The organism is Streptomyces africanus (assembly GCF_030816955.1).
GTDB classification, from domain to species: Bacteria; Actinomycetota; Actinomycetes; order Streptomycetales; family Streptomycetaceae; genus Streptomyces; species Streptomyces africanus.
Genome location: NZ_JAUSYP010000001.1, coordinates 3761970 through 3779929 on the forward strand (window position 1 = coordinate 3761970; position 17960 = coordinate 3779929).

Genomic DNA, 17960 nt, shown 5'->3' on the forward strand with positions numbered 1-17960 from the left:
TACAAGAGTTGCACCGCACCACCCCCGCACCACCCATGCCATGTCAGCAGACGACACCTGGGGAGCAGCAGCATGTGCGAGGACCACCACGGCGGGCTCGGCCGGCGCGCTCTGTTCGTGACGGGAGCGGCCGCCGCGCTTACGTTGGGAAGCGTGAGCTTCGCCGCAGCGGCCGACGGGGAGCAGGAGAGCAGAACGGTGCGCGGCACCCTGCCGCCCGGCTCCCCCGACTTCGTGTACGTGCCCGTCGAGGTCCCGGCCGGTGTCCGGGAGCTCAGGGTCGCCTACACCTACGACCGCCCGGCCGTCCCGGCCGGCACCACCGGCAACGCCCTCGACATCGGCATCTTCGACGACCGCGGCACCGAGCTCGGCGGCCGGGGCTTCAGGGGCTGGTCGGGCGGGGCGCGCACGGAGTTCTTCATCCGCGCCGACGAGGCGACGCCCGGCTACCTCCCGGGGCCGGTGCGCGAGGGCACCTGGCACATCGCGCTCGGCCCGTACACGGTCGCCCCGCAGGGCCTGTCGTACGAGATCACGATCACGCTGACGTACGGCGAGTCGGGCGAGGCCATCCGGCCGGTGTACCCGCCGGACCGGGCCAGGGGCCGGGGCCGTGCCTGGTACCGGGGCGACTGCCATCTGCACTCCTGGTACTCCGACGGCCGCCGCACCCCCGCCGAGATCGGGGCGCTGGCGCGGGCGGCGGGCCTGGACTTCATCAACTCCTCCGAGCACAACACCCACTCGGCGCACGCCCACTGGGCGGACGTGGCCGGGGACGACCTGCTGGTGATGCTGGGCGAGGAGGTCACGACGAGGAACGGCCACGTGGTGGCGCTCGGCACCGACCCGGGCACCTTCGTCGACTGGCGCTACCGGGCCCGAGACAACCGCTTCGGCCGTTTCGCCCACCGCATCCGCCGCGCCGGAGGTCTGGTCGTCCCCGCCCACCCGCACGCCACGTGCGTCGGCTGCAACTGGAAGTTCGGCTTCGGCGAGGCCGACGCGGTCGAGGTGTGGAACGGCCCCTACACGCCCGACGACGAGGTGACCCTCGCCGACTGGGACAGCATGCTGGTGGCGTCCGTACGGGACGGGCGCGACTGGATCCCCGCAATGGGCAGCAGCGACGCCCACCGCGACCCGGACGCCGTCGGGCACCCCCAGACGGTCGTCCTGGCCGACGACCTGACCCGGCAGGCCATCCAGGAGGGCATCCGGGCGGGACGGTCGTACGCCGCCGAGTCCGCGCGCGTTGCGCTGTCCTTCCGGGCGTCGGGCGGACGCGGCGACCACGCGGGCATCGGCGAGCGGTTGCGGGTGGACCGCGACACCCCGGTCACCGTCCGCCTGGAGGTCACGGGCGCCCCGCGCTGCACGGTCCGCTTCGTCACCGACCAGGGCGTGCTGCACACGAGCGCCCCGCTGCCGGTGGCGGGTGCGGGGGTCGTGGAGTGGCGTACGACGCCGTCGTACGCGGCGTACGTCCGGGCGGAACTGCGGCACGAGGCGGCGGCGGGGCCGGTGCCGGGGGCGTTGGCCGCCTTCACGAACCCGATCTTTCTCGGACGTCAGTGAGATCGGGTGTGGAGCCTTTCACGGGGTACGCAGCAGAGTCAGTCCACGACCTGTGGATCACGGAAGTAGTAGACGACCGTCACTCCCATGCCCGGAGTGTGCGTGTACACGACCGTGATCGCCTCAGCCGAGTCGCGGGCCAGGGGCGTGGTGTACGTGTATTCCACGGACGGAGGCCGCCAGCCGGGGATCTCGCGACCCGCCGCCGGTTCGCGGGCGATGGCGACGAGCGCCTCCCGGACGACTTCCCGCTCCCCCTCCGTCAGGTCACCGAACGCCTTGCGCGCAGGCTCGGCCTCCTCCAGCGGGACTTCGTTCACGCGCCGCCGCCCCCGGCTCGCGCCTCTTCCAGAGCCGCCATGATGTCGGGCGAGTTCCTGATCAGCACCCGGTGCCGGTAGGCCCGGACCACGGCTGCAGCGCCCGTGAGGTCGTTGGTCGGGGAGGCTCCTATGGCGGCCGCAAGCTCCTCCTCGAACCGCTCCCGGTCGCCCGGGAAGCCGTAGCGGCTGAGCGCACTGCGCAAATCGTCCACGGTCCGGATCTCCGGCAGCGGCATCGCTGTCCAGCCGTGCTCGGGCTGTGCACTCATGATCTGCTCCTGATGAAAGGGCATCGCTCCACCTCCCAGTATGGCGCCGCCTGCCCTGGACGGGCATCGCGCTCCATGGCCTACGGTCCGCACGACTCCGCTCACCACGCCGCCGCCCCACCGCCGCACTCGGCCCACAGCAGTTTGCCGCCCTTCGACGCGCCCAGCTCGCGGAGCACCGACGCGCCCCACGCGTCCGCGCAGGCGCGCACGAGGGGGAGGCCGCGGCCGTGCTCGGCGTCCGGTGGGGGCGCCGGGGATCCTCCGTTCGAGAAGCCGGGCGGGACACGAGGGTCTGTGTCCCATACGGCCACACGGAGCCGGCCGGGCTCCGCCGAGCGGACGCGGAGGGCGTACGGCCCCTTGGTGTGGCAGTGCGAGTTCGCCAGCAGTTCGGCGGCCAGGAGTTCCGCCGTCGGGACGAGTTCGGGCATCTCGTGAGCGGCGAGAATGAGTCTGAGGGTGCCGCGTGCGATACCGGGTGCGCGTGGATCGTGCGGCAGGTGCAGGGTGTAGTTCCAGGACGGGGATACGGTGGCCATCGGAAGTCTCCGGTTGCTGAGGAGGGTTGGACGGGTGCCTGGTGTCTCTGCCGTGGCGTCCCACGGTGCGCTTCCAGGCGGGGCGCCTGAGGAGGAAGATAGGACCTCAGCAAATGTCATTTGCGTGATCCGGAGATACTTCGGCCAACTTCCCTTCGTGTGGGTGACTTGCGACGGAACGTATGTCCAGGAGGCGTTCACATGCCCGCAAGGCCACCTCTGACGGCCCGTCGCCTACGGCTCGCCGTGGAGCTGCGCAAGATGCGCGAACGTGCGGGCATGACGGCGACCGAGGCCGCCCGTGCGCTCGGTACGAGCCAGGGGCAGCTCAGCAACGTGGAGTCGGGACGCTTCGGGGTGAGCCCCGAGCGCATCCGGGCTCTGGCCCGCATCTACTCCTGCGCGGACCAGGGGTTCATCGAGGCTCTGGTCGACCTGGCGACCGACAAGACGTTCGGCTGGTGGGAGTCGTATCGCGAAGTACTGCCATCAGGGCTCCTCGACCTGGCCGAACTGGAGCACCACGCCATCGCCGTACGCACGGCGTACACCTCCCACATGCCGGGACTGCTCCAGACAGCCGATCATGCGCGTGAGATCTTCCGGCACGTCATCCCCTCACCAACACCACCCGAGGTCGAGCACCGCGTCTCCCACCGGATCAAACGGCAGGGAGTCCTGTACGGCGACAATCCGACTCCGTACGGGACGACCGTGCACGAGGCTGCTCTGCACATGCGCGTCGGCGGCCGGAAGGTGGCGCGTGCCCAGTTGCAGCACTTGCTCGACATGAGTGAACGCGAGCACATCACGATCCGCGTGCTTCCGTACGACGTCGGCGCGTTCCCCGGAGCCGGTCAGTCGATCAACTACCTGTACGGCACGGTGCCGCAACTCGACACCGCGCAACTCGACCAGTTTCACGGCCCCGCCCTCCTCGACGCCGAGGCCCTCCTGGACAAGTACCGGAACCTGCTCGACATCGTGGAAGCCACCGCACTCAGTCCAGAGAAGTCCCGGGATCTGATCCACTCCATCGCCCAGAACCTGTAAGGGAGCCGACATGTCCCCGCACCGCTGGCAGAAGTCGTCCTACTGCCAGGAAGGCGATGCCTGCGTCCACATATCCGTCAGCCACGACTCCGTCCACATAACCGACCGCCCCGACCCGCCCCGGGCCATCCTCACCACCAGCCACACCGCATTCCGCGCCCTGCTCTCCTACGCCAGGTCGGCCACCACCGCCGCGTGGTCCGAGGGCCACACCCCGTCCACCGGGCCGTCGCACGCCCGCCGGACGTCCCGTACGCGGCCGAGTCCGCCGGGGTCGGGCGGGCCCACGTGGATGTAGTCGATGCGCACGCTCGGCTCATGGGTCGGCGCCACGTACGGGTTGGCGGCGTCCCAGGTGGCGGCGGGGGCGCAACCGTTGCAGAAACCGTGAGAACTTCGTGCGAAGGAGACCCGCGACGATGTCCCGCCTCGCCGACCTGAGGTTCCGCGCCGCCACGTCCTTCCAGCGCCGCGTCAACCCGCTCATGCGGCGCCTTCCCCTCCAGACCGTTCTGGAGACGAGGGGCCGCGCCTCGGGCCTGCCCCGCCGCACCCCGGTGGGCGGTCGCCGCACCGGTGACTCCTTCTGGCTGGTGTCGGAGTTCGGTGAACGGTCGCAGTACGTGCGCAACATCAAGGCGGATCCGCGGGTGCGGGTGCGGATCCGCGGGCGGTGGCACACGGGGGTCGCGCACCTGCTGCCGGACGACGACCCGGTGGCGCGGCTGCGGCGGCTGCCGAGGGTCAACGGGCTGGGGGTGCGGGCGTTCGGGACGGATCTGCTGACGGTGCGGGTGGATCTGACGGACTGACCACCCCCTGGCGCGCGGGCCTCACCCCGGCCACACGATCGCCTGCACCTCGCTGTACGCGTGCAGGGCGTACGAGCCGACGTCCCGGCCGACGCCGCTCTTCTTGAAGCCGCCGAAGGGGGCCTCCATGTTGCGGCCCACGGTGTTGATGCCGACGCCGCCGGACCGCAGGCGGCGGGCCAGCCGGAAGGCCCTGGCCACGTCGGCCGACCAGACGTAGTCGATGAGGCCGTAGTCGGAGTCGTTGGCCAGGGCCACGCCCTCCTCCTCGTCCTCGAAGGGGATGACGACCACCACCGGGCCGAAGATCTCCTCGCGGGCCACGCGCATGTCGTTGGTGCAGTCGGCCAGGAGGGTCGGGGTGACGTAGAAGCCGGTCGGCAGGCCGGGGCGGTCGCCGCCCGTGACGACCGTCGCGCCTTCCTTCCGGCCGAGTTCCACGTACGACTCCACCCGGTCCCGGTGTGTCGCCGAGATCACCGGACCGACCACCGTGTCCGGCTCGCACGGGTCGCCCACCTTCAAGCGGCCTGCGTACGCGGCCAGTTGACCGACGAGGCGGTCGTAGATGCCCCGCTGCGCCAGCACCCGGGTCGGGGCCGTGCAGATCTGGCCGCTGTAGAAGGAGAACGTGGTGCCGATGCCGGAGACGGCCGAGCCGAGGTCGGCGTCGTCGAGGACGATCGCCGCGCCCTTCCCGCCCAGCTCCATCAACTGCCGTTTCATGCCGCGCCCGCACACCTCGGCGATGCGCTGCCCGACCGCCGTGGAGCCGGTGAAGCTGACCATGTCGACGTCCGGCGAGTCCACGGCCGCCTCGCCGACCTCGGTACGGGCACCGCTGACCACGTTGACCACGCCCGGCGGCACGCCGGCGGCCTCCAGGGCCTCGGCCATGCGATAGACGGACAGGGGGTCCTGGGGCGCCGGCTTCACCACCACCGTGTTGCCCATCGCCAGGGCGGGGGCGATCTTGCCGGCCGGGTTGGCCCAGGGGTTGTTGTACGAGGTGATGCAGGTGACGACCCCGACGGGCTGACGTACGGCGAGTGCGCCCATGACGCCCGCCCTGCCCATCGGCCCGGCCTCGTTGATCTGCGGCGGGATCGGCCACTCGGCGGGCTCCACGCGCGCGTAGCGCCGGAAGCGGGCGGCGGCGACCCCGACCTGCATGCCGCGTGCGGTGCCGGTGGTCGCGCCGGTCTCCGCCCGGGCCAGCTCGGCGTACGGCACGAGACGGTCCCGGACGATGTCCGCGGCGCGGGCGAGGACCGCGGCCCGCTCCTCCGCGGGCGTGGCCGACCACGGCCCGAAGGCCTCACGGGCCGCGGCACAGGCCGCGTGCACCTGATCCCGCGAGGCCTCCGGCGCCCACCCGACGGTCTGCTCGGTCGCCGGGTCGATCACCTCGTAGTGCCCGCCGTCCGGCTCCACCCAGGAGCCGCCGACGAACAGCGCCTGCCGTGCCGTCACCTCGTGCTCACCGTCGCCGTGTCCCGGCCGGAGCGCAGCACCCGCCCCGGCACGGCACCCGTCACCACGTCGTCCCGGATCACCTCGACCCCGTTGACCCACACGGCCCGCACGCCCAGCGCCCGGGAGTCCAGCCGCGGGCTGTCACCGGGCAGGTCGTGCACCAGGGTGGCCGGGCCCGCGTCGATCCGCTCGGGGTCGAACAGGACGAGGTCGGCGTGCCAGCCCTCCCGCACCCGCCCCCGCTGCCGCAGACCGAAGAGCCGGGCCGGGTCGTCGGTGAGCATCTTCACGGCCTGTTCGAGACCGACCAGCTTCCGGCCGCGCAGACAGTCCCCGAGGAACCGGGTCGTGTACGGCGCCCCGCACATCCGGTCCAGATGCGCGCCCGCGTCGGACCCGCCGAGCAGTACGTCCTCGTGCCGCCAGGTCTGAGCCCGCAGCGCCCAGGACGCCGGGTCGTTGTCGGGCGGCATCGGCCACAGCACCGTGCGCAGCGCGTCGTTGGCGCAGATCTCCACCAGGCACGCGAAGGGCTCCTGCCCGCGTTCCTCGGCGATGTCCTCGACCACACGGCCGGTCAGCCCGGCGTTCGCCTCGCTGTAGGTGTCACCGATGACGTACCGCCCGAAGTTCGCCAGCCGCCGGAAGACGCCCGCCTCCTTGGACCGGGCGCGCCGCAGCATCCCGTCCCGTACGTCCGGGTCGCGCAGCTTCTCGATCCGTTCGGGCACGGGCAGACCCAGGATCGGCCCCCACCCGGGGATGAGGTTGAGCGCGCAGAACGTCCCCAGCGACATGTTCATCGGCGTGAGGATCGGCATGGTGAGGGCCACGACCCGGCCGCCCGCCTTGCGCGCCTGCTCGCTCGCCAGGAGCTGCCGGGGCACGCGCTCGGGAACGGCAGCGTCGATCGTCAGCACGTTCCAGTTCAGCGGCCGCCCCGCCACCGCGCTCATCTCGACGAAGAGGTCGATCTCCGCGTCGCTGAACTGGTCCAGGCAGCCCGCGACGATCGCCTCGATCTGCGTGCCCTCGTGCTCCCCGACGGCCCGCGACAGCGCCAGCAGCTCGGCCGGCCCGGCGTGCCGGGAGGCGACCGGTTTCCCGTCGCCGTCGGAGTGGCTGGTCGACTGGGTGGTGGACAAGCCCCAGGCCCCGGCGTCCATGGCGTCCCGCAACAGCGCGACCATCGCCGCCAGTTGCTCCCCGGTCGGCTGCCCGCCGATGGCCTCCGGGCCCATCACGTACCGCCGCAGCGCACAGTGCCCCACCATGAACCCGGCGTTGACGGCGATCCGCCCCTCCAGGGCGTCCAAGTACTCCCCGAAGGAATGCCAGCTCCAGGGCGTCCCCTCCTCCAACGCCACCAGCGACATGCCCTCGACCTTGGACATCATCCGCCGCGTGTAGTCGGCGTCCTCGGGCCGGGCAGGGTTCAGCGGCGCGAGGGTGAACCCGCAGTTCCCGCCGGCGACGGTGGTGACCCCGTGGTTGAGGGAGGGCGTGGCGTACGGGTCCCAGAAGAGCTGGGCGTCGTAGTGCGTGTGCGGATCGACGAAGCCGGGGGCGAGGAGGAGGCCGGTGGCGTCCTCGCTTGTGCGCGCTTCTTGAGTGACCTCACCGATGACGGCGATACGCCCGCTCAGGATGCCGACGTCGGCGGTGTAGGCCGGGGCGCCTGTCCCGTCCACGACGGTCACACCTTTGATGACGTGATCGAGCATGAGCAGTCAACTCCCTTGAGACCGTTGCCCTATAGGGGCGCGGGGAACTGCGCGACCGGCCACGAACCACCCGCACCCGCCGACGAACGCTCAGGCCCCCTGACGGAACCGCGAAGTCCGATGCACGGGATCCGTATCGATCTTGGGAATCACGTACTCCCCGACCAGTCGAATCGTCTGCAGGGTCTCCTCCTTCGGCACCCCCACCGGCAACCCGAAACTCAGCTGATCCGCCCCGGCCCGCTCCCACCGCTCGCACTGCCGCAGCACCTCGTCCGGATCCCCGCAGATCAGCAGCTCCTCCTCGATGAGCACCTCGATGAACTCCTCGGTGTACTCCGGCAGCGTCTCCGGCCACACCGGGAACCCCTCGGGCCGCGGGAACGTGTCGTGGTACCGGAACACCAGCGACGGCAGGTAGTGCAACTGCCCGCTCGCCGCGATCCGCACGGCTTCCGCATGCGTCGGCGCACAGATCGCCGTGGTCGTCACCATCACGTTGTCGTTGACGAAGTCACCCACCGGCTCCGCGTCCACGATCGCCGTCTTGTACTGCTCCAGCACCCACTCCATGTCGGAGACCTTCTGCACGCTGAAGCCGAGCACCCCGAGCCCCTTCTTCGCGGCCATGGCGTACGACGGCGGCGACCCGGCCGCGTACCACATCGCCGGGTGCGAGCCGCCGTACGGCTTCGGCAGGACCTTCCTCGGCGGCAGGGACCAGTGTTTGCCCTGGAAGCCGGCGTACTCGTCCTGGAGCCACATCTTGGGGAACTCGGCGATGGTCTCTTCCCAGATCTCCTTGGTGTGGTTCATGTCGGTCACCCCCGGCATGAAGCCCAGGATCTCGTGCGAGCCGGCGCCCCGCCCGCTGCCGAACTCGAACCGCCCCTCGCTGAGATGGTCGAGCATCGCGACCTTCTCGGCGACCTTCACGGGGTGGTTGACCGGGGCGAGGGGGTTGAAGATGCCCGAGCCCAGGTGGATCCGCTCCGTGGCGTGTGCCAGGTACCCCAGGAAGACGTCGTTGGCGGACAGGTGCGAGTACTCGTCCAGGAAGTGGTGCTCGGAGGCCCAGGCGTACTTGAAGCCCGACCTGTCGGCCTGGATGACGTACTCGGTCTCCTCCATCAGCGCCTTGTGTTCGGCGAGCGGGTCGGTCTCGGCCCGTTTGCCCACGTATCCCTGTACGAAGACCCCGAATTCCAAGGAGATTCACCGCCCCACAGTCAATTCTGACGGTTCGTCAGATACATGGCTCCGACTGTTCCACCGCTCCCCTGGAGCGTCAATAGCTGACGGCACGTCAGAGCAGCGGCGGCCGGGTCAGATGACGCTCACCCCCGCCAGCCAGCCCCCGTCGATCACGAACGGCTGCCCGGTGATGTAGGAGGAGTCCTCGCACGACAGGAACAGGGCGAGCCGCGCCACCTCCTCCGGCTGCCCGACCCGCCCCAGCGGCACGAGCTTGCGGTACAGCCGGTCGAGCCCCCGGGCCGTCTCCTCCGCGTCGGCGTCCGGGTCCAGCCGGGCCGGGTTGGACATCGCGGTGTCGATGGCGCCCGGGCAGACGGCGTTGACGCGTATCCCCCGCCCGGCCAGTTCCAGCGCGGCGACCCGGGTCAGCCCGACCACGGCGTGCTTGCTCGCCGCGTACGCGCCCACCGCCGCCATCCCCGTCAGGCCCGTGTACGAGGCGGTGTTGACGATCGTGCCCCCGTCGGCCATCCCGGGCGCGACGGCCCTGATGCCGAGGAAGCAGCCCACCTGGTTGACCTGGACGACCCGCATGAACTCGTCGAGGGGTGTGTCGAGGAGGGAGTTGAAGCGGAGGATGCCGGCGTTGTTGACCAGCCCGTCCACCCGGCCGTACGCGTCCTGGACGGCAGTCACGGCCGCCTGCCAGTCGTCCTCCCGGCCGACGTCGAGATGGACATACCGGGCGCCGATCTCCTTCGCGAGGGCCTCGCCCCGGTCATCGAGGACGTCCGCGACGACCACCCGGGCACCCTCGGCCGCGAACAGCCGGGCCTCCTGCTCGCCCTGGCCGCGCGCGGCGCCGGTGATGATGACGACCCGTCCGTCGAGCTTGCCCATGGCAGCCCCCTTCGCGCGGTGGACACGGTGGCCTCGGCATCGTACCGGCATACCTGACGGAGCGTCAGATACAAGACTCGGCAGATACAAGACTCGGCCGTTGCTGAGGCGAATCTCACGTAACCCGCAAGTAGGGATGTTTGACCCTGTCGGGGCCGGTCGGGACCTTCCAGGATCGGCCCCATGGCCAAGAGGAGACTGAAGAACAGAAAGATCAGGATCGTCGCGATCGGAGCGGCTCTCGTGGCCGGCGGTGCCGTGGCCGCGGTGCTGCTGCCGTCGGCGAACGCCGCCGACGAGAAGACCCCCGAGCAGATCATGACGATGTGCCAGCGGGCCAAGGTGCTCAACGGAAAGCAGCAGTCCATCTCCGACTTCGGCGGCCACCCCATCGCCGGCCCCGGTTTCGCGTCCGACAACTGCGATTTCGTCGAGACGAAGTTCGAGACCTTCGACGGACCGACCGAAAAGGCCTCCATCGACTTCCCGAACTGCGAACCCAACGCCACCGAACCGGCGAAGGTGTCGGTCACCTGGCAGGCGACGACCGCGCAGGGCCAGGGCAAGTACACCGTCACCCAGCAGGGCGGCGCCGGAGGGCTCTTCGGGGCGCTGAGCGGATCCTGGGTCAAGCACAAGGGCACCCTCGACATGACCGTCAGGTCGGCGACCGCCGGTGACACGGAACAGCGGGAGGTCCCGGTCGGCAAGGTGCTCCACATGGAGTTCACGCCGAAGATGCAGCGCATGACGGGCGAGTGGCGGGTGCGGATCGACGCCCGTGAGGCGACGACCGTCACCAACGCCACTCCGGAACAGAACTTCGTCGCGCCGGAGGTCGTCGAGGGCCCGGTCGTGCTGCCGGGCGCGGCCGGCGCCCCGGGTGTCGTGGACGGCACCTCCAAGGCCGTCCTGACCGACTGCTGACCGACCGCCCGCTTTCCTTCCCCCACAGGAGAACCCCATGACACGCACCAGCCGCTCGAGAAGCCACCGGAGCAAGAAGAAGCGCATCACCCTCGCCCTGGCCCCGGTCGCGGCCCTCGCGGTGGCCGTGCCGCTGATGAACCCCGCGGGTGCCGCCACCCCCTCCGAAGTGACCGCCGACTGCGCGGCGGACTCCGACAAGCTGGAGAACTGCGAGTTCGTCGACGTCCAGTTCAAGCGGAACAGCCTCGGTCCCAACCAGCGCGTCTCCGCGGTGACCGACAACTGCGGATCGACGAGCACCGCCTCGAAGACCTTCAATGTGAGCACGTCCGTCACCAGGACCATTCAGCTGGAGGACGGATTCACCGCGGGCGCCGACACGAAACTCGGCAATTCGTTCTTCGAGATCGGCGTGAAGTTCAGCACGTCCGAGATCAACATCACGCGTGACGACAAGACGACCACCCTGCAGTTCAGCAGGACGGACACCGTGCAGCCCGACAGCGTCGGGTTCTTCATGTGGTCCGCGAAGCGCACCGACGTGAGCGGCTACTTGAGGGCCACGTACAAGGAGGCGCAGGACGGCGGCACGGTCTTCTTCTCCCCGAGCGAGGGCGCCACGAGCGTGCACGTCTTCTATCCGCAGATCCTGAAGAACGGCACCCCCGACGGGCGGCTGTGGCTGCGCAACGTGAAGTGCGGAACGCCCGAGGCGTCGGGCCTGAAGAACTCCACGCGCGCCCTGCGGTCCGAACCGGGATTCGGTGAGGCCGGCGAGAACGTCACCGACGTCGAGATCCCGCTGTCGGATATTCCGGCACAGTAGAAGAACCGCTTCTGAGGTTCTCAGATGCGAAGCACGGGCGCGGCTCCCAGCCACCTCAGGACCGCGTCCGTGCTGCCGCGGGCATCCAGCTTGGCGTAGATGTTGCTGAGGTTGTTGCGGACGGTCTTCTCGCTCAGCCGTAACCGCAGCCCGATCTCCTGCGCGCCCAGCCCGGTCGACAGCAGCTCCATGATCTGCCGCTCGCGCGGGGAGAGCCGCCCACGCAGCCGCTCCAGCGCCGTGTCCTCCGGGGACGCCCGCCGGGCCCCCTCGCGCAGGGCCGCGCAGGCCGCGGGCGAGAGGTAGGTGTGCCCGATGGTGGCCCCGACGACGGCCGAGGAGAGCATGCAGGTGCAGTAGTCGCCCTCGACCAAATACCCGGCGCCGCCCCGGAACACCTCCACGATCGTCTCGGCGTCCCGGTCCGGGCCGATCACGATCACCGGCACGCCGTCGGCCCGCAACTCCCGTAGTCCGTCGACCGGTTCGGCGCAGCGCAGGACGACGACGTCGACGCCGTCCGGGACGCGGAAGGGCGGGGGCGGGCTGAGGCTCACCACCCGCTCGACGTACGGGTCGTCCGGGGCCGGCCAGTCGGGATGCGGCCAGGGACCCTCGGGGCAGGCGAGGGCGACGGAGAGTTTCCGGGAAGTGCGCACGTCATTGTGTCCTTCCGCCGAAGCCGTACGTGTCCGTACGTGTCCGTACGTCCGTCCATACGGAGATCGGCGAGGACATGTTCAAGCTTTCAAGGAACGCGCTTACGGCAGCAGCGGCGCGACCTCCTCCCCGAACTGCTCGATCTGCGCGGCGAGTTCGGTCCGGCTCCGGCTGCGGAAGCGCACCTGGACCTGGTCCACCCCCATCGCGCGGTAGGCCCGCAGCGACTCGGCGACCGCCCCGGCGGGCCCGCTGACCGTCCGCCGTCCGACGTCCCAGCCCGGCGTCCCGACGTACAGGGGCTCGGCGATGGCGCCGACGGTGAACGGCCCCTCGATGCCGGCCTCTTCCCTGAGCCGCCGTATCCGTGCGATGCGGTCCGGCAGCACGCCCCTCGGGTCTCCCTGGGGCAACCAGCCGTCGCCCTTGAGCGCGGCCCGGCGCAGGGCGGCGGGCGAGGACCCGCCGACCCAGACGGGGACCCGGTCCTGCACCGGGCGGGGCCGCTGCCCGAGCCCCTCGAAGTCGTACAGCTTGCCGTGGTGTTCGGGGAACTCCTCAGGCCCGAGGGCGGCGCGCAGGGCGTCGATCGTCTCGTCCAGCACGGCGCCGCGCCGCTCGAAGTCGGCCCCCAGCGCCTCGAACTCCTCCCGCACGTGCCCGGCCCCGACCCCGAGGACCAGCCGGCCGCCCGAGAGATGGTCGAGGGTGGCGTACTGCTTGGCGGTCAGCAGCGGATGCCGCAGTCCGACCACGGCGACGTGACTGAGCAGCCGGGTCCGCCCGGTGGCCGCCGCGAGGAAGGCGAGGGTGGCGACCGGGTCGTACCAGACCGTGCTCATCGCGGACGCGAGGCGGCGCGGGACGGCGACGTGGTCGCAGCACGCCAGGTAGGCGAAACCGGCGCGGTCGGCGGCGCGGGCCACGGCGAGCAGGTCCTCGGGCCCGGCGGCGGCTTCCCAGGGCTCGGCGTAGATCGTGCTCTGGGACTGGACCGGGAGCTGGATCCCGTAGGCCAGGCTCACCGCGGCCCGTCCCAGAGCCCGTCGTCGGTCAGTCCCAGCAGCTCGATCGCGTTGCGCCGCACGATCCGCTCCACGACCTCCGGCTCCAGGTGCCCCATCTGCGCCTCGCCGACCTCGCGGGACTTGGGCCAGGTGCTGTCGGAGTGCGGGTAGTCGGTCTCGTAGAGGACGTTGCCCAGGCCGATGGCGTCCAGGTTGCGCAGCCCGAAGGCGTCGTCGAAGAAGCAGCCGTAGACGTGCTCGGCGAACAGCTCGGACGGCGGCCGGTGCACCTTGTCGGCGACGCCGCCCCAGCCGCGGTTCTCCTCCCACACCACGTCGGCGCGCTCCAGGATGTAGGGGATCCAGCCGATCTGGCCCTCCGCGTACATGACCCTGAGGTTCGGGAACTGCTCGAACTTGCCGCTCATCAGCCAGTCGACCATCGAGAAGCAGCAGTTGGCGAAGGTGATGGTGGAGCCGACGGCGGGTGGCGCGTCGGCGGAGGTGGAAGGCATACGGCTGCTGCTGCCGATGTGCATGGCGACGACCGTGCCGGTCTCGTCGCACGCGGCGAGGAAGGGGTTCCAGTCGTCGGTGTGGACGGAGGGCAGCCCGAGGTACGGCGGTATCTCGGAGAAGGCGACGGCACGGACCCCGCGGGCGGCGTTGCGCCGGACCTCCTCGGCGGCCAGCTCGGGGTCCCAGAGCGGGATCAGGGTGAGCGGGATGAGCCGCCCGTGCGCCTCGGGCCCGCACCACTCCTCCACCATCCAGTCGTTGTAGGCGCGGACGCAGAGCAGGCCCAGCTCGTGGTCCTTGGCCTCGGTGAAGGTCTGGCCGCAGAAGCGCGGGAACGTCGGGAAGCAGAGGGCGGACTGGACGTGGTTGACGTCCATGTCGGCGAGCCGGGCCGGGACGTCGTAGGAACCGGGCCGCATCTGCTCGTAGGTGATGACCTCCAGGCGTATCTCGTCCCTGTCGTACCCGACGGCGGTGTCGAGTCGGGTCAGGGGCCGGCGGAGGTCCTCGTAGACCCACCAGTCACCGACGGGACCGTCGTCGCCGGGGGCGCCCATGACGGGCTTGAAGCGCCCGCCGAGGAACGTCATCTCCTTCACGGGCGCGCGGACGATCCGGGGGCCGGTGCCCCGGTACTTACCCGGGAGCCGGTCCTGCCAGACGGTCGGGGGCTCCACGGTGTGGTCGTCCACGGAGATGATCAGCGGAAACGTGCTCGCGTGGGTGTCCATGGGGCTCACGGTAGCGCCGATCTGACGGACCGTCAGCTATGTGGGCGGGGGCGGGTTCCGGCCGCGGTGGCCGGGCCGGGGCGGGTGGGTGCGGAGAGAGTGTGCGGACCTTGTGGACTCCCGTGCGTCGCCCTGTGATCGGTATCTCCCACGGCTGACGTATCCGCCGCGCACAAGGCAAACTGGCGTGGTTGCTCAGGATGTCTAGGGGGACTGCATGGACGGTGTACCGGACGGTGTACCGCGCGTACCGGAGCAGCGGCGTTCCGACTCCTCGGCGAAGCCGCCGGAGCCGACGGGGGCGACGGGGCTGACGGCGCTGCGGTTCGGCGTGCTCGGACCGGTGCGCGCCTGGCGGGGCGAGGAGGCGCTCGCCACCGGTTCCCCCCAGCAGCGCGCCCTGCTCGCCGCCCTGCTGCTGCGCGAGGGCCGTACGGCCACGGCCGCGGAGCTCATCGACGCCCTGTGGGGCGAGGAACCGCCCTCGCAGGCTCTGGCGGCGCTGCGCACGTACGCCTCCCGGCTGCGCAAGGTGCTGGACCCCGGCGTCCTGGTCAGCGAATCCGGCGGCTACGCGGTACGGGGCCTCGGCGACGGCGCCCTGGACCTGACCGTCGCCCAGGACCTGGCGACCGAGGCGGAGAAGGCCCGGTCGGCCGGCGACCTCTGCCACGCCCGGGAGGTGCTGCGGCGGGCCCTCACCCTGTGGGACGGGGAGACCCTGGCCGGCGTACCCGGCCCGTACGCGGAGGCACAGCGCGTCCGCCTGGAGGAGTGGCGGCTCCAGCTCGTCGAGTCCCGGCTGGACATGGACCTGGAGCAGGGCTGCCACGCGGAGGCCGTCTCCGAGCTCACCGCCCTCACCGCGGCCCATCCGCTGCGCGAGCGGCTGCGCGAGCTGCTGATGCTGGCGCTGTACCGCAGCGGACGCCAGGCCGAGGCCCTCGCGGTCTACGCCGACACGCGGCGCCTGCTCGCCGACGAACTGGGTGTGGACCCGCGCCCCGGCCTGAGCGAACTGCAACAGCGGATCCTCCAGGCGGACCCGGGGCTCGCGGAGCCCTCCTCCCCGGCCCCCGAGCCGGCCGCCGTCCCGGTCCGTCCGGCGCAGCTGCCCGCGACGGTGCCGGACTTCACCGGCCGCTCCGGTTTCGTGCGCGAGCTCGGCGACATCCTGGCCTCGGCCGAGAACCGGGTCATGGCGGTCTCGGCCCTGGCCGGCATCGGCGGCGTCGGCAAGACGACCCTCGCCGTGCACGTCGCCCACCAGGCGCGCGGGGCGTTCCCGGACGGGCAGCTGTACGTCGATCTCCAGGGCGCGGGCGCCCGGGCGGCGGATCCGGAAACGGTCCTGGGCTCCTTCCTGCGCGCCCTCGGCACGGCCGACACGGCGATCCCCGACTCCCTGGAGGAGCGCGCGGCGCTGTACCGCTCGGTGCTGGACGGCCGCCGCGTCCTGGTCCTGCTGGACAACGCCCGCGACGCCGCCCAGGTACGCCCCCTGCTGCCCGGCACGGACGGCTGCGCCGCGCTGGTCACCTCCCGGGTGCGGATGGTGGACCTGGCGGGCGCCCACCTGATCGACCTGGACGTGATGGCACCGGACGAGGCCCTGGCCCTGTTCACGAGGATCGTGGGCGAGGAACGGGTGGCGTCCGAGCGCAAGGCCGCCCTGGACGTGGTCGCGGCCTGCGGCTTCCTGCCGCTGGCGATCCGCATCGCGGCCTCCCGCCTGGCGGCCCGCCGTACCTGGACCGTGTCGGTCCTCGCGGCGAAGCTCGCCGACGAACGCCGCCGCCTGGACGAACTCCAGGCCGGCGACCTGGCGGTGAAGGCCACCTTCGAGCTGGGCTACGGCCAGCTGGAGCCCGCCCAGGCCCGCGCCTTCCGCCTGCTCGGCCTCGCCGACGGCCCGGACATCTCCCTGCCGGCGGCATCGGCGGTCCTCGACCTTCCGGTCGAGGACACGGAGGATCTCCTGGAGTCCCTCGTCGACACCTCCCTCCTCGAATCGGCCGCTCCCGGCCGCTACCGCTTCCACGACCTCGTCCGGCTCTACGCGCGTGCCTGTGCGGAAAGGGACGAACTCCCGCCGAGCGAGCGGGGGGCGGCGCTGTCGCGGCTGCTGGACTTCTACCTGGCGTCCGCGGCCGGGGTGTACGCGATCGAGCGGCCCGGCGACGGGCTGGTGGACCACCTGGAGCCTGCCTCGTACCCGGGGCTGCGGTTCGACAGCCGGCACGCGGCACAGGACTGGCTGTACGCGGAGGCCATCTGCCTCCTCGCGTGCGTACGGCAGTCCGCGGCGCTGCCGGACACCCTCCCCCGGGCGATCGACCTGCTGTGGGCCGCGCACGACCTCTCCGAGTCGGGCGCCAACTCGCGGGAGTACGAGGCGACGGCCGGGGCGCTCCTGGACGCGGCGCGGCAGTTCGGCCTCGTGCGGGCGGAGGCCCGGGCGCTCATGACGCTCGTCAACGTCCACCACGTCGGCGGCCGCTTCGAGCGGGCGGACCAGGAGGCGGAACGGGCCATCGTCCTCGCGCAGCAGGCCGGCGACCTGCTGCCCGTCTGCTGGGCCAGCAACGCCCGCGGCATCATCGCGCTCTACCAGAACCGGCACGAGGACGGCGAGGAACACCTCTCCCGGGCCATCGAGCACTTCCGGGCCCTGGGCGACCGCCCCGGCGAGGCCGCCGCGCTGTGCAACCTCTCCCGGATCCACCTCGCGACCGGGCGGACCCAGAGCGCGGTCGCGCTCGCCCAGGAGGGCATCGACATCTACGACGCCATGGGCAACTCCATGCGCGGGGCGAACGCCCGCTACGCCCTCGGCCTCGCCCTCACGCAGAGCGGTGAGCTGGGCGACGCGGCCGGCCGGCTCCAGGAAGCGCTGGAGGTGTTCCGGGACAGCAGGCAGCGCCTGTGGGAGGGCATGAGCCTGTTCCGGCTGGCCGAGGTGGATCTCGCCGCCCGGCGCCCCGCACAGGCCGCCGCCAACGCCGAGATGGCCCTCACCGTGCTGCGCGGCATCGGCGGGGAGTGGCGGCGGGGCAACGTCCTCACCGTCCTCGGCCGCGCGCTGAGCGGTATAGGGCAGACAGGCCGGGCGCAGGTCTGCTGGCAGGAGGCGGCGGCGATCTACGAGGAGCTGGGCTCGCCCGAGGCCGCCGAGGTGCGCGCGCTGCTGTCGCCGGTGCGGGCGGCCTGAGGCCTGGCGCGCCCGCGTTCATCATTCGTTTATCGCTCCCCGCCATGCTTGAGGCAGTCGATCCGTCGCGTCGGGGGGCAGACGGGTCACTGCGCAGGGCCTGCCACCGCCGAACCAGGGTGAGCGGCCCAGGCGGGCCCGCCCGGTCACCCTCGGGGGAGTGACCGGGCGGGCCCGCCGACCTCACTGCTTGATCCAT

At 71.4% G+C, this 17960-nt stretch carries 16 protein-coding genes and 2 pseudogenes; 7 read left to right on the forward strand and 11 right to left on the reverse strand.

Annotated elements, in window-relative coordinates; all coding sequences use genetic code 11:
- The first annotated feature begins 72 nt into the window (after positions 1-72).
- The gene (locus QF034_RS17290) at positions 73-1581 is read left to right on the forward strand and encodes a CehA/McbA family metallohydrolase (RefSeq protein WP_307175818.1); all 1509 of its coding nucleotides are present in this window, start codon (positions 73-75) and stop codon (positions 1579-1581) included.
- Positions 1582-1619: 38 nt separating this feature from the next.
- Here QF034_RS17290 and QF034_RS17295 read toward each other — a convergent pair whose 3' ends face one another.
- The 3 genes from QF034_RS17295 to QF034_RS17305 form a co-directional block, all read right to left on the reverse strand.
- Positions 1620-1901: a hypothetical protein gene (locus QF034_RS17295; protein WP_307175819.1), complete on the reverse strand. Its 282-nt coding sequence runs from the start codon at positions 1899-1901 to the stop codon at positions 1620-1622.
- A complete protein-coding gene (locus tag QF034_RS17300) occupies positions 1898-2173 on the reverse strand; it encodes a hypothetical protein (RefSeq protein ID WP_063888989.1) in 276 nt (91 codons plus the stop codon). Before QF034_RS17300 ends, QF034_RS17295 begins: the two co-directional genes overlap by 4 nt.
- 101 nt (positions 2174-2274) lie before the next feature.
- Positions 2275-2715 (reverse strand): ATP-binding protein, encoded by a 441-nt coding sequence (locus QF034_RS17305; RefSeq protein WP_307175820.1) that lies wholly within the window; start codon positions 2713-2715, stop codon positions 2275-2277.
- A 201-nt stretch (positions 2716-2916) separates the two neighbouring features.
- On the opposite strand from QF034_RS17305, the gene QF034_RS17310 reads away from it, so the two are divergent.
- Positions 2917-3768, forward strand: coding sequence for a helix-turn-helix domain-containing protein (locus QF034_RS17310; RefSeq protein ID WP_307175821.1), 852 nt, complete (start codon positions 2917-2919; stop codon positions 3766-3768).
- Positions 3769-3778: 10 nt separating this feature from the next.
- Positions 3779-3886: pseudogene (locus QF034_RS17315) on the forward strand (DUF397 domain-containing protein); the annotation flags it as partial.
- A gap of 50 nt (positions 3887-3936) precedes the next feature.
- On the opposite strand, the pseudogene QF034_RS17320 reads toward QF034_RS17315, so the two are convergent.
- Positions 3937-4137: pseudogene (locus tag QF034_RS17320) on the reverse strand (endonuclease/exonuclease/phosphatase family protein); the annotation flags it as partial.
- Positions 4138-4187: 50 nt separating this feature from the next.
- On the opposite strand from QF034_RS17320, the gene QF034_RS17325 reads away from it, so the two are divergent.
- Positions 4188-4580, forward strand: coding sequence for a nitroreductase/quinone reductase family protein (locus QF034_RS17325; protein ID WP_307175822.1), 393 nt, complete (start codon positions 4188-4190; stop codon positions 4578-4580).
- A gap of 21 nt (positions 4581-4601) precedes the next feature.
- Here QF034_RS17325 and QF034_RS17330 read toward each other — a convergent pair whose 3' ends face one another.
- The 4 genes from QF034_RS17330 to QF034_RS17345 all read right to left on the reverse strand — a co-directional run bounded on the left by QF034_RS17330 (position 4602) and on the right by QF034_RS17345 (position 9877).
- A complete protein-coding gene (locus QF034_RS17330; RefSeq protein WP_307175823.1) occupies positions 4602-6053 on the reverse strand; it encodes an aldehyde dehydrogenase family protein in 1452 nt (483 codons plus the stop codon).
- Complete coding sequence (locus tag QF034_RS17335) at positions 6050-7780, reverse strand: N-acyl-D-amino-acid deacylase family protein (protein ID WP_307175824.1); 1731 nt, start codon at positions 7778-7780, stop codon at positions 6050-6052. The genes QF034_RS17330 and QF034_RS17335 overlap by 4 nt, the downstream gene beginning before the upstream one ends.
- A gap of 90 nt (positions 7781-7870) precedes the next feature.
- Complete coding sequence (locus tag QF034_RS17340; protein ID WP_307175825.1) at positions 7871-8989, reverse strand: LLM class flavin-dependent oxidoreductase; 1119 nt, start codon at positions 8987-8989, stop codon at positions 7871-7873.
- A gap of 117 nt (positions 8990-9106) precedes the next feature.
- A complete protein-coding gene (locus QF034_RS17345) occupies positions 9107-9877 on the reverse strand; it encodes an SDR family NAD(P)-dependent oxidoreductase (RefSeq protein ID WP_307175826.1) in 771 nt (256 codons plus the stop codon).
- A gap of 183 nt (positions 9878-10060) precedes the next feature.
- Between QF034_RS17345 and QF034_RS17350 the strand changes: the two genes are divergently transcribed.
- Both QF034_RS17350 and QF034_RS17355 read left to right on the forward strand, forming a co-directional pair.
- Positions 10061-10804 carry a hypothetical protein gene (locus tag QF034_RS17350; protein ID WP_307175827.1) on the forward strand — a complete coding sequence of 248 codons (744 nt, stop codon included), beginning with the start codon at positions 10061-10063 and terminating at the stop codon, positions 10802-10804.
- 37 nt (positions 10805-10841) lie between these two features.
- A complete protein-coding gene (locus QF034_RS17355; RefSeq protein ID WP_307175828.1) occupies positions 10842-11633 on the forward strand; it encodes a hypothetical protein in 792 nt (263 codons plus the stop codon).
- 20 nt (positions 11634-11653) lie between these two features.
- Here QF034_RS17355 and QF034_RS17360 read toward each other — a convergent pair whose 3' ends face one another.
- From QF034_RS17360 to QF034_RS17370, 3 genes are all read right to left on the reverse strand, one after another.
- Complete coding sequence (locus QF034_RS17360; protein WP_307175829.1) at positions 11654-12292, reverse strand: response regulator transcription factor; 639 nt, start codon at positions 12290-12292, stop codon at positions 11654-11656.
- A gap of 102 nt (positions 12293-12394) precedes the next feature.
- Positions 12395-13312, reverse strand: coding sequence for a TIGR03619 family F420-dependent LLM class oxidoreductase (locus QF034_RS17365; protein ID WP_307179901.1), 918 nt, complete (start codon positions 13310-13312; stop codon positions 12395-12397).
- A gap of 2 nt (positions 13313-13314) precedes the next feature.
- Positions 13315-14550 (reverse strand): amidohydrolase family protein, encoded by a 1236-nt coding sequence (locus QF034_RS17370; protein WP_307175830.1) that lies wholly within the window; start codon positions 14548-14550, stop codon positions 13315-13317.
- 217 nt (positions 14551-14767) lie between these two features.
- On the opposite strand from QF034_RS17370, the gene afsR reads away from it, so the two are divergent.
- On the forward strand, positions 14768-17761 hold the full coding sequence (gene afsR / locus QF034_RS17375; protein ID WP_307175831.1) for an SARP-family global regulator AfsR: 2994 nt from the start codon (positions 14768-14770) through the stop codon (positions 17759-17761).
- Positions 17762-17960 lie beyond the last annotated feature (199 nt).

Bases quoted from the DNA above. Each gene is read 5' to 3' on its own strand.
- QF034_RS17290 (WP_307175818.1), top strand. From the start codon at position 73: ATGTGCGAGGACCACCACGGCGGGCTCGGCCGGCGCGCTCTGTTCGTG.
- QF034_RS17310 (WP_307175821.1), top strand. From the start codon at position 2,917: ATGCCCGCAAGGCCACCTCTGACGGCCCGTCGCCTACGGCTCGCCGTG.
- QF034_RS17350 (WP_307175827.1), top strand. From the start codon at position 10,061: ATGGCCAAGAGGAGACTGAAGAACAGAAAGATCAGGATCGTCGCGATC.
- QF034_RS17355 (WP_307175828.1), top strand. From the start codon at position 10,842: ATGACACGCACCAGCCGCTCGAGAAGCCACCGGAGCAAGAAGAAGCGC.
- afsR (WP_307175831.1), top strand. From the start codon at position 14,768: ATGGACGGTGTACCGGACGGTGTACCGCGCGTACCGGAGCAGCGGCGT.
- QF034_RS17305 (WP_307175820.1), bottom strand. From the start codon at position 2,715: ATGGCCACCGTATCCCCGTCCTGGAACTACACCCTGCACCTGCCGCAC.
- QF034_RS17300 (WP_063888989.1), bottom strand. From the start codon at position 2,173: ATGAGTGCACAGCCCGAGCACGGCTGGACAGCGATGCCGCTGCCGGAG.
- QF034_RS17335 (WP_307175824.1), bottom strand. From the start codon at position 7,780: ATGCTCGATCACGTCATCAAAGGTGTGACCGTCGTGGACGGGACAGGC.
- QF034_RS17370 (WP_307175830.1), bottom strand. From the start codon at position 14,550: ATGGACACCCACGCGAGCACGTTTCCGCTGATCATCTCCGTGGACGAC.
- QF034_RS17325 (WP_307175822.1), top strand. From the start codon at position 4,188: ATGTCCCGCCTCGCCGACCTGAGGTTCCGCGCCGCCACGTCCTTCCAG.
- QF034_RS17345 (WP_307175826.1), bottom strand. From the start codon at position 9,877: ATGGGCAAGCTCGACGGACGGGTCGTCATCATCACCGGCGCCGCGCGC.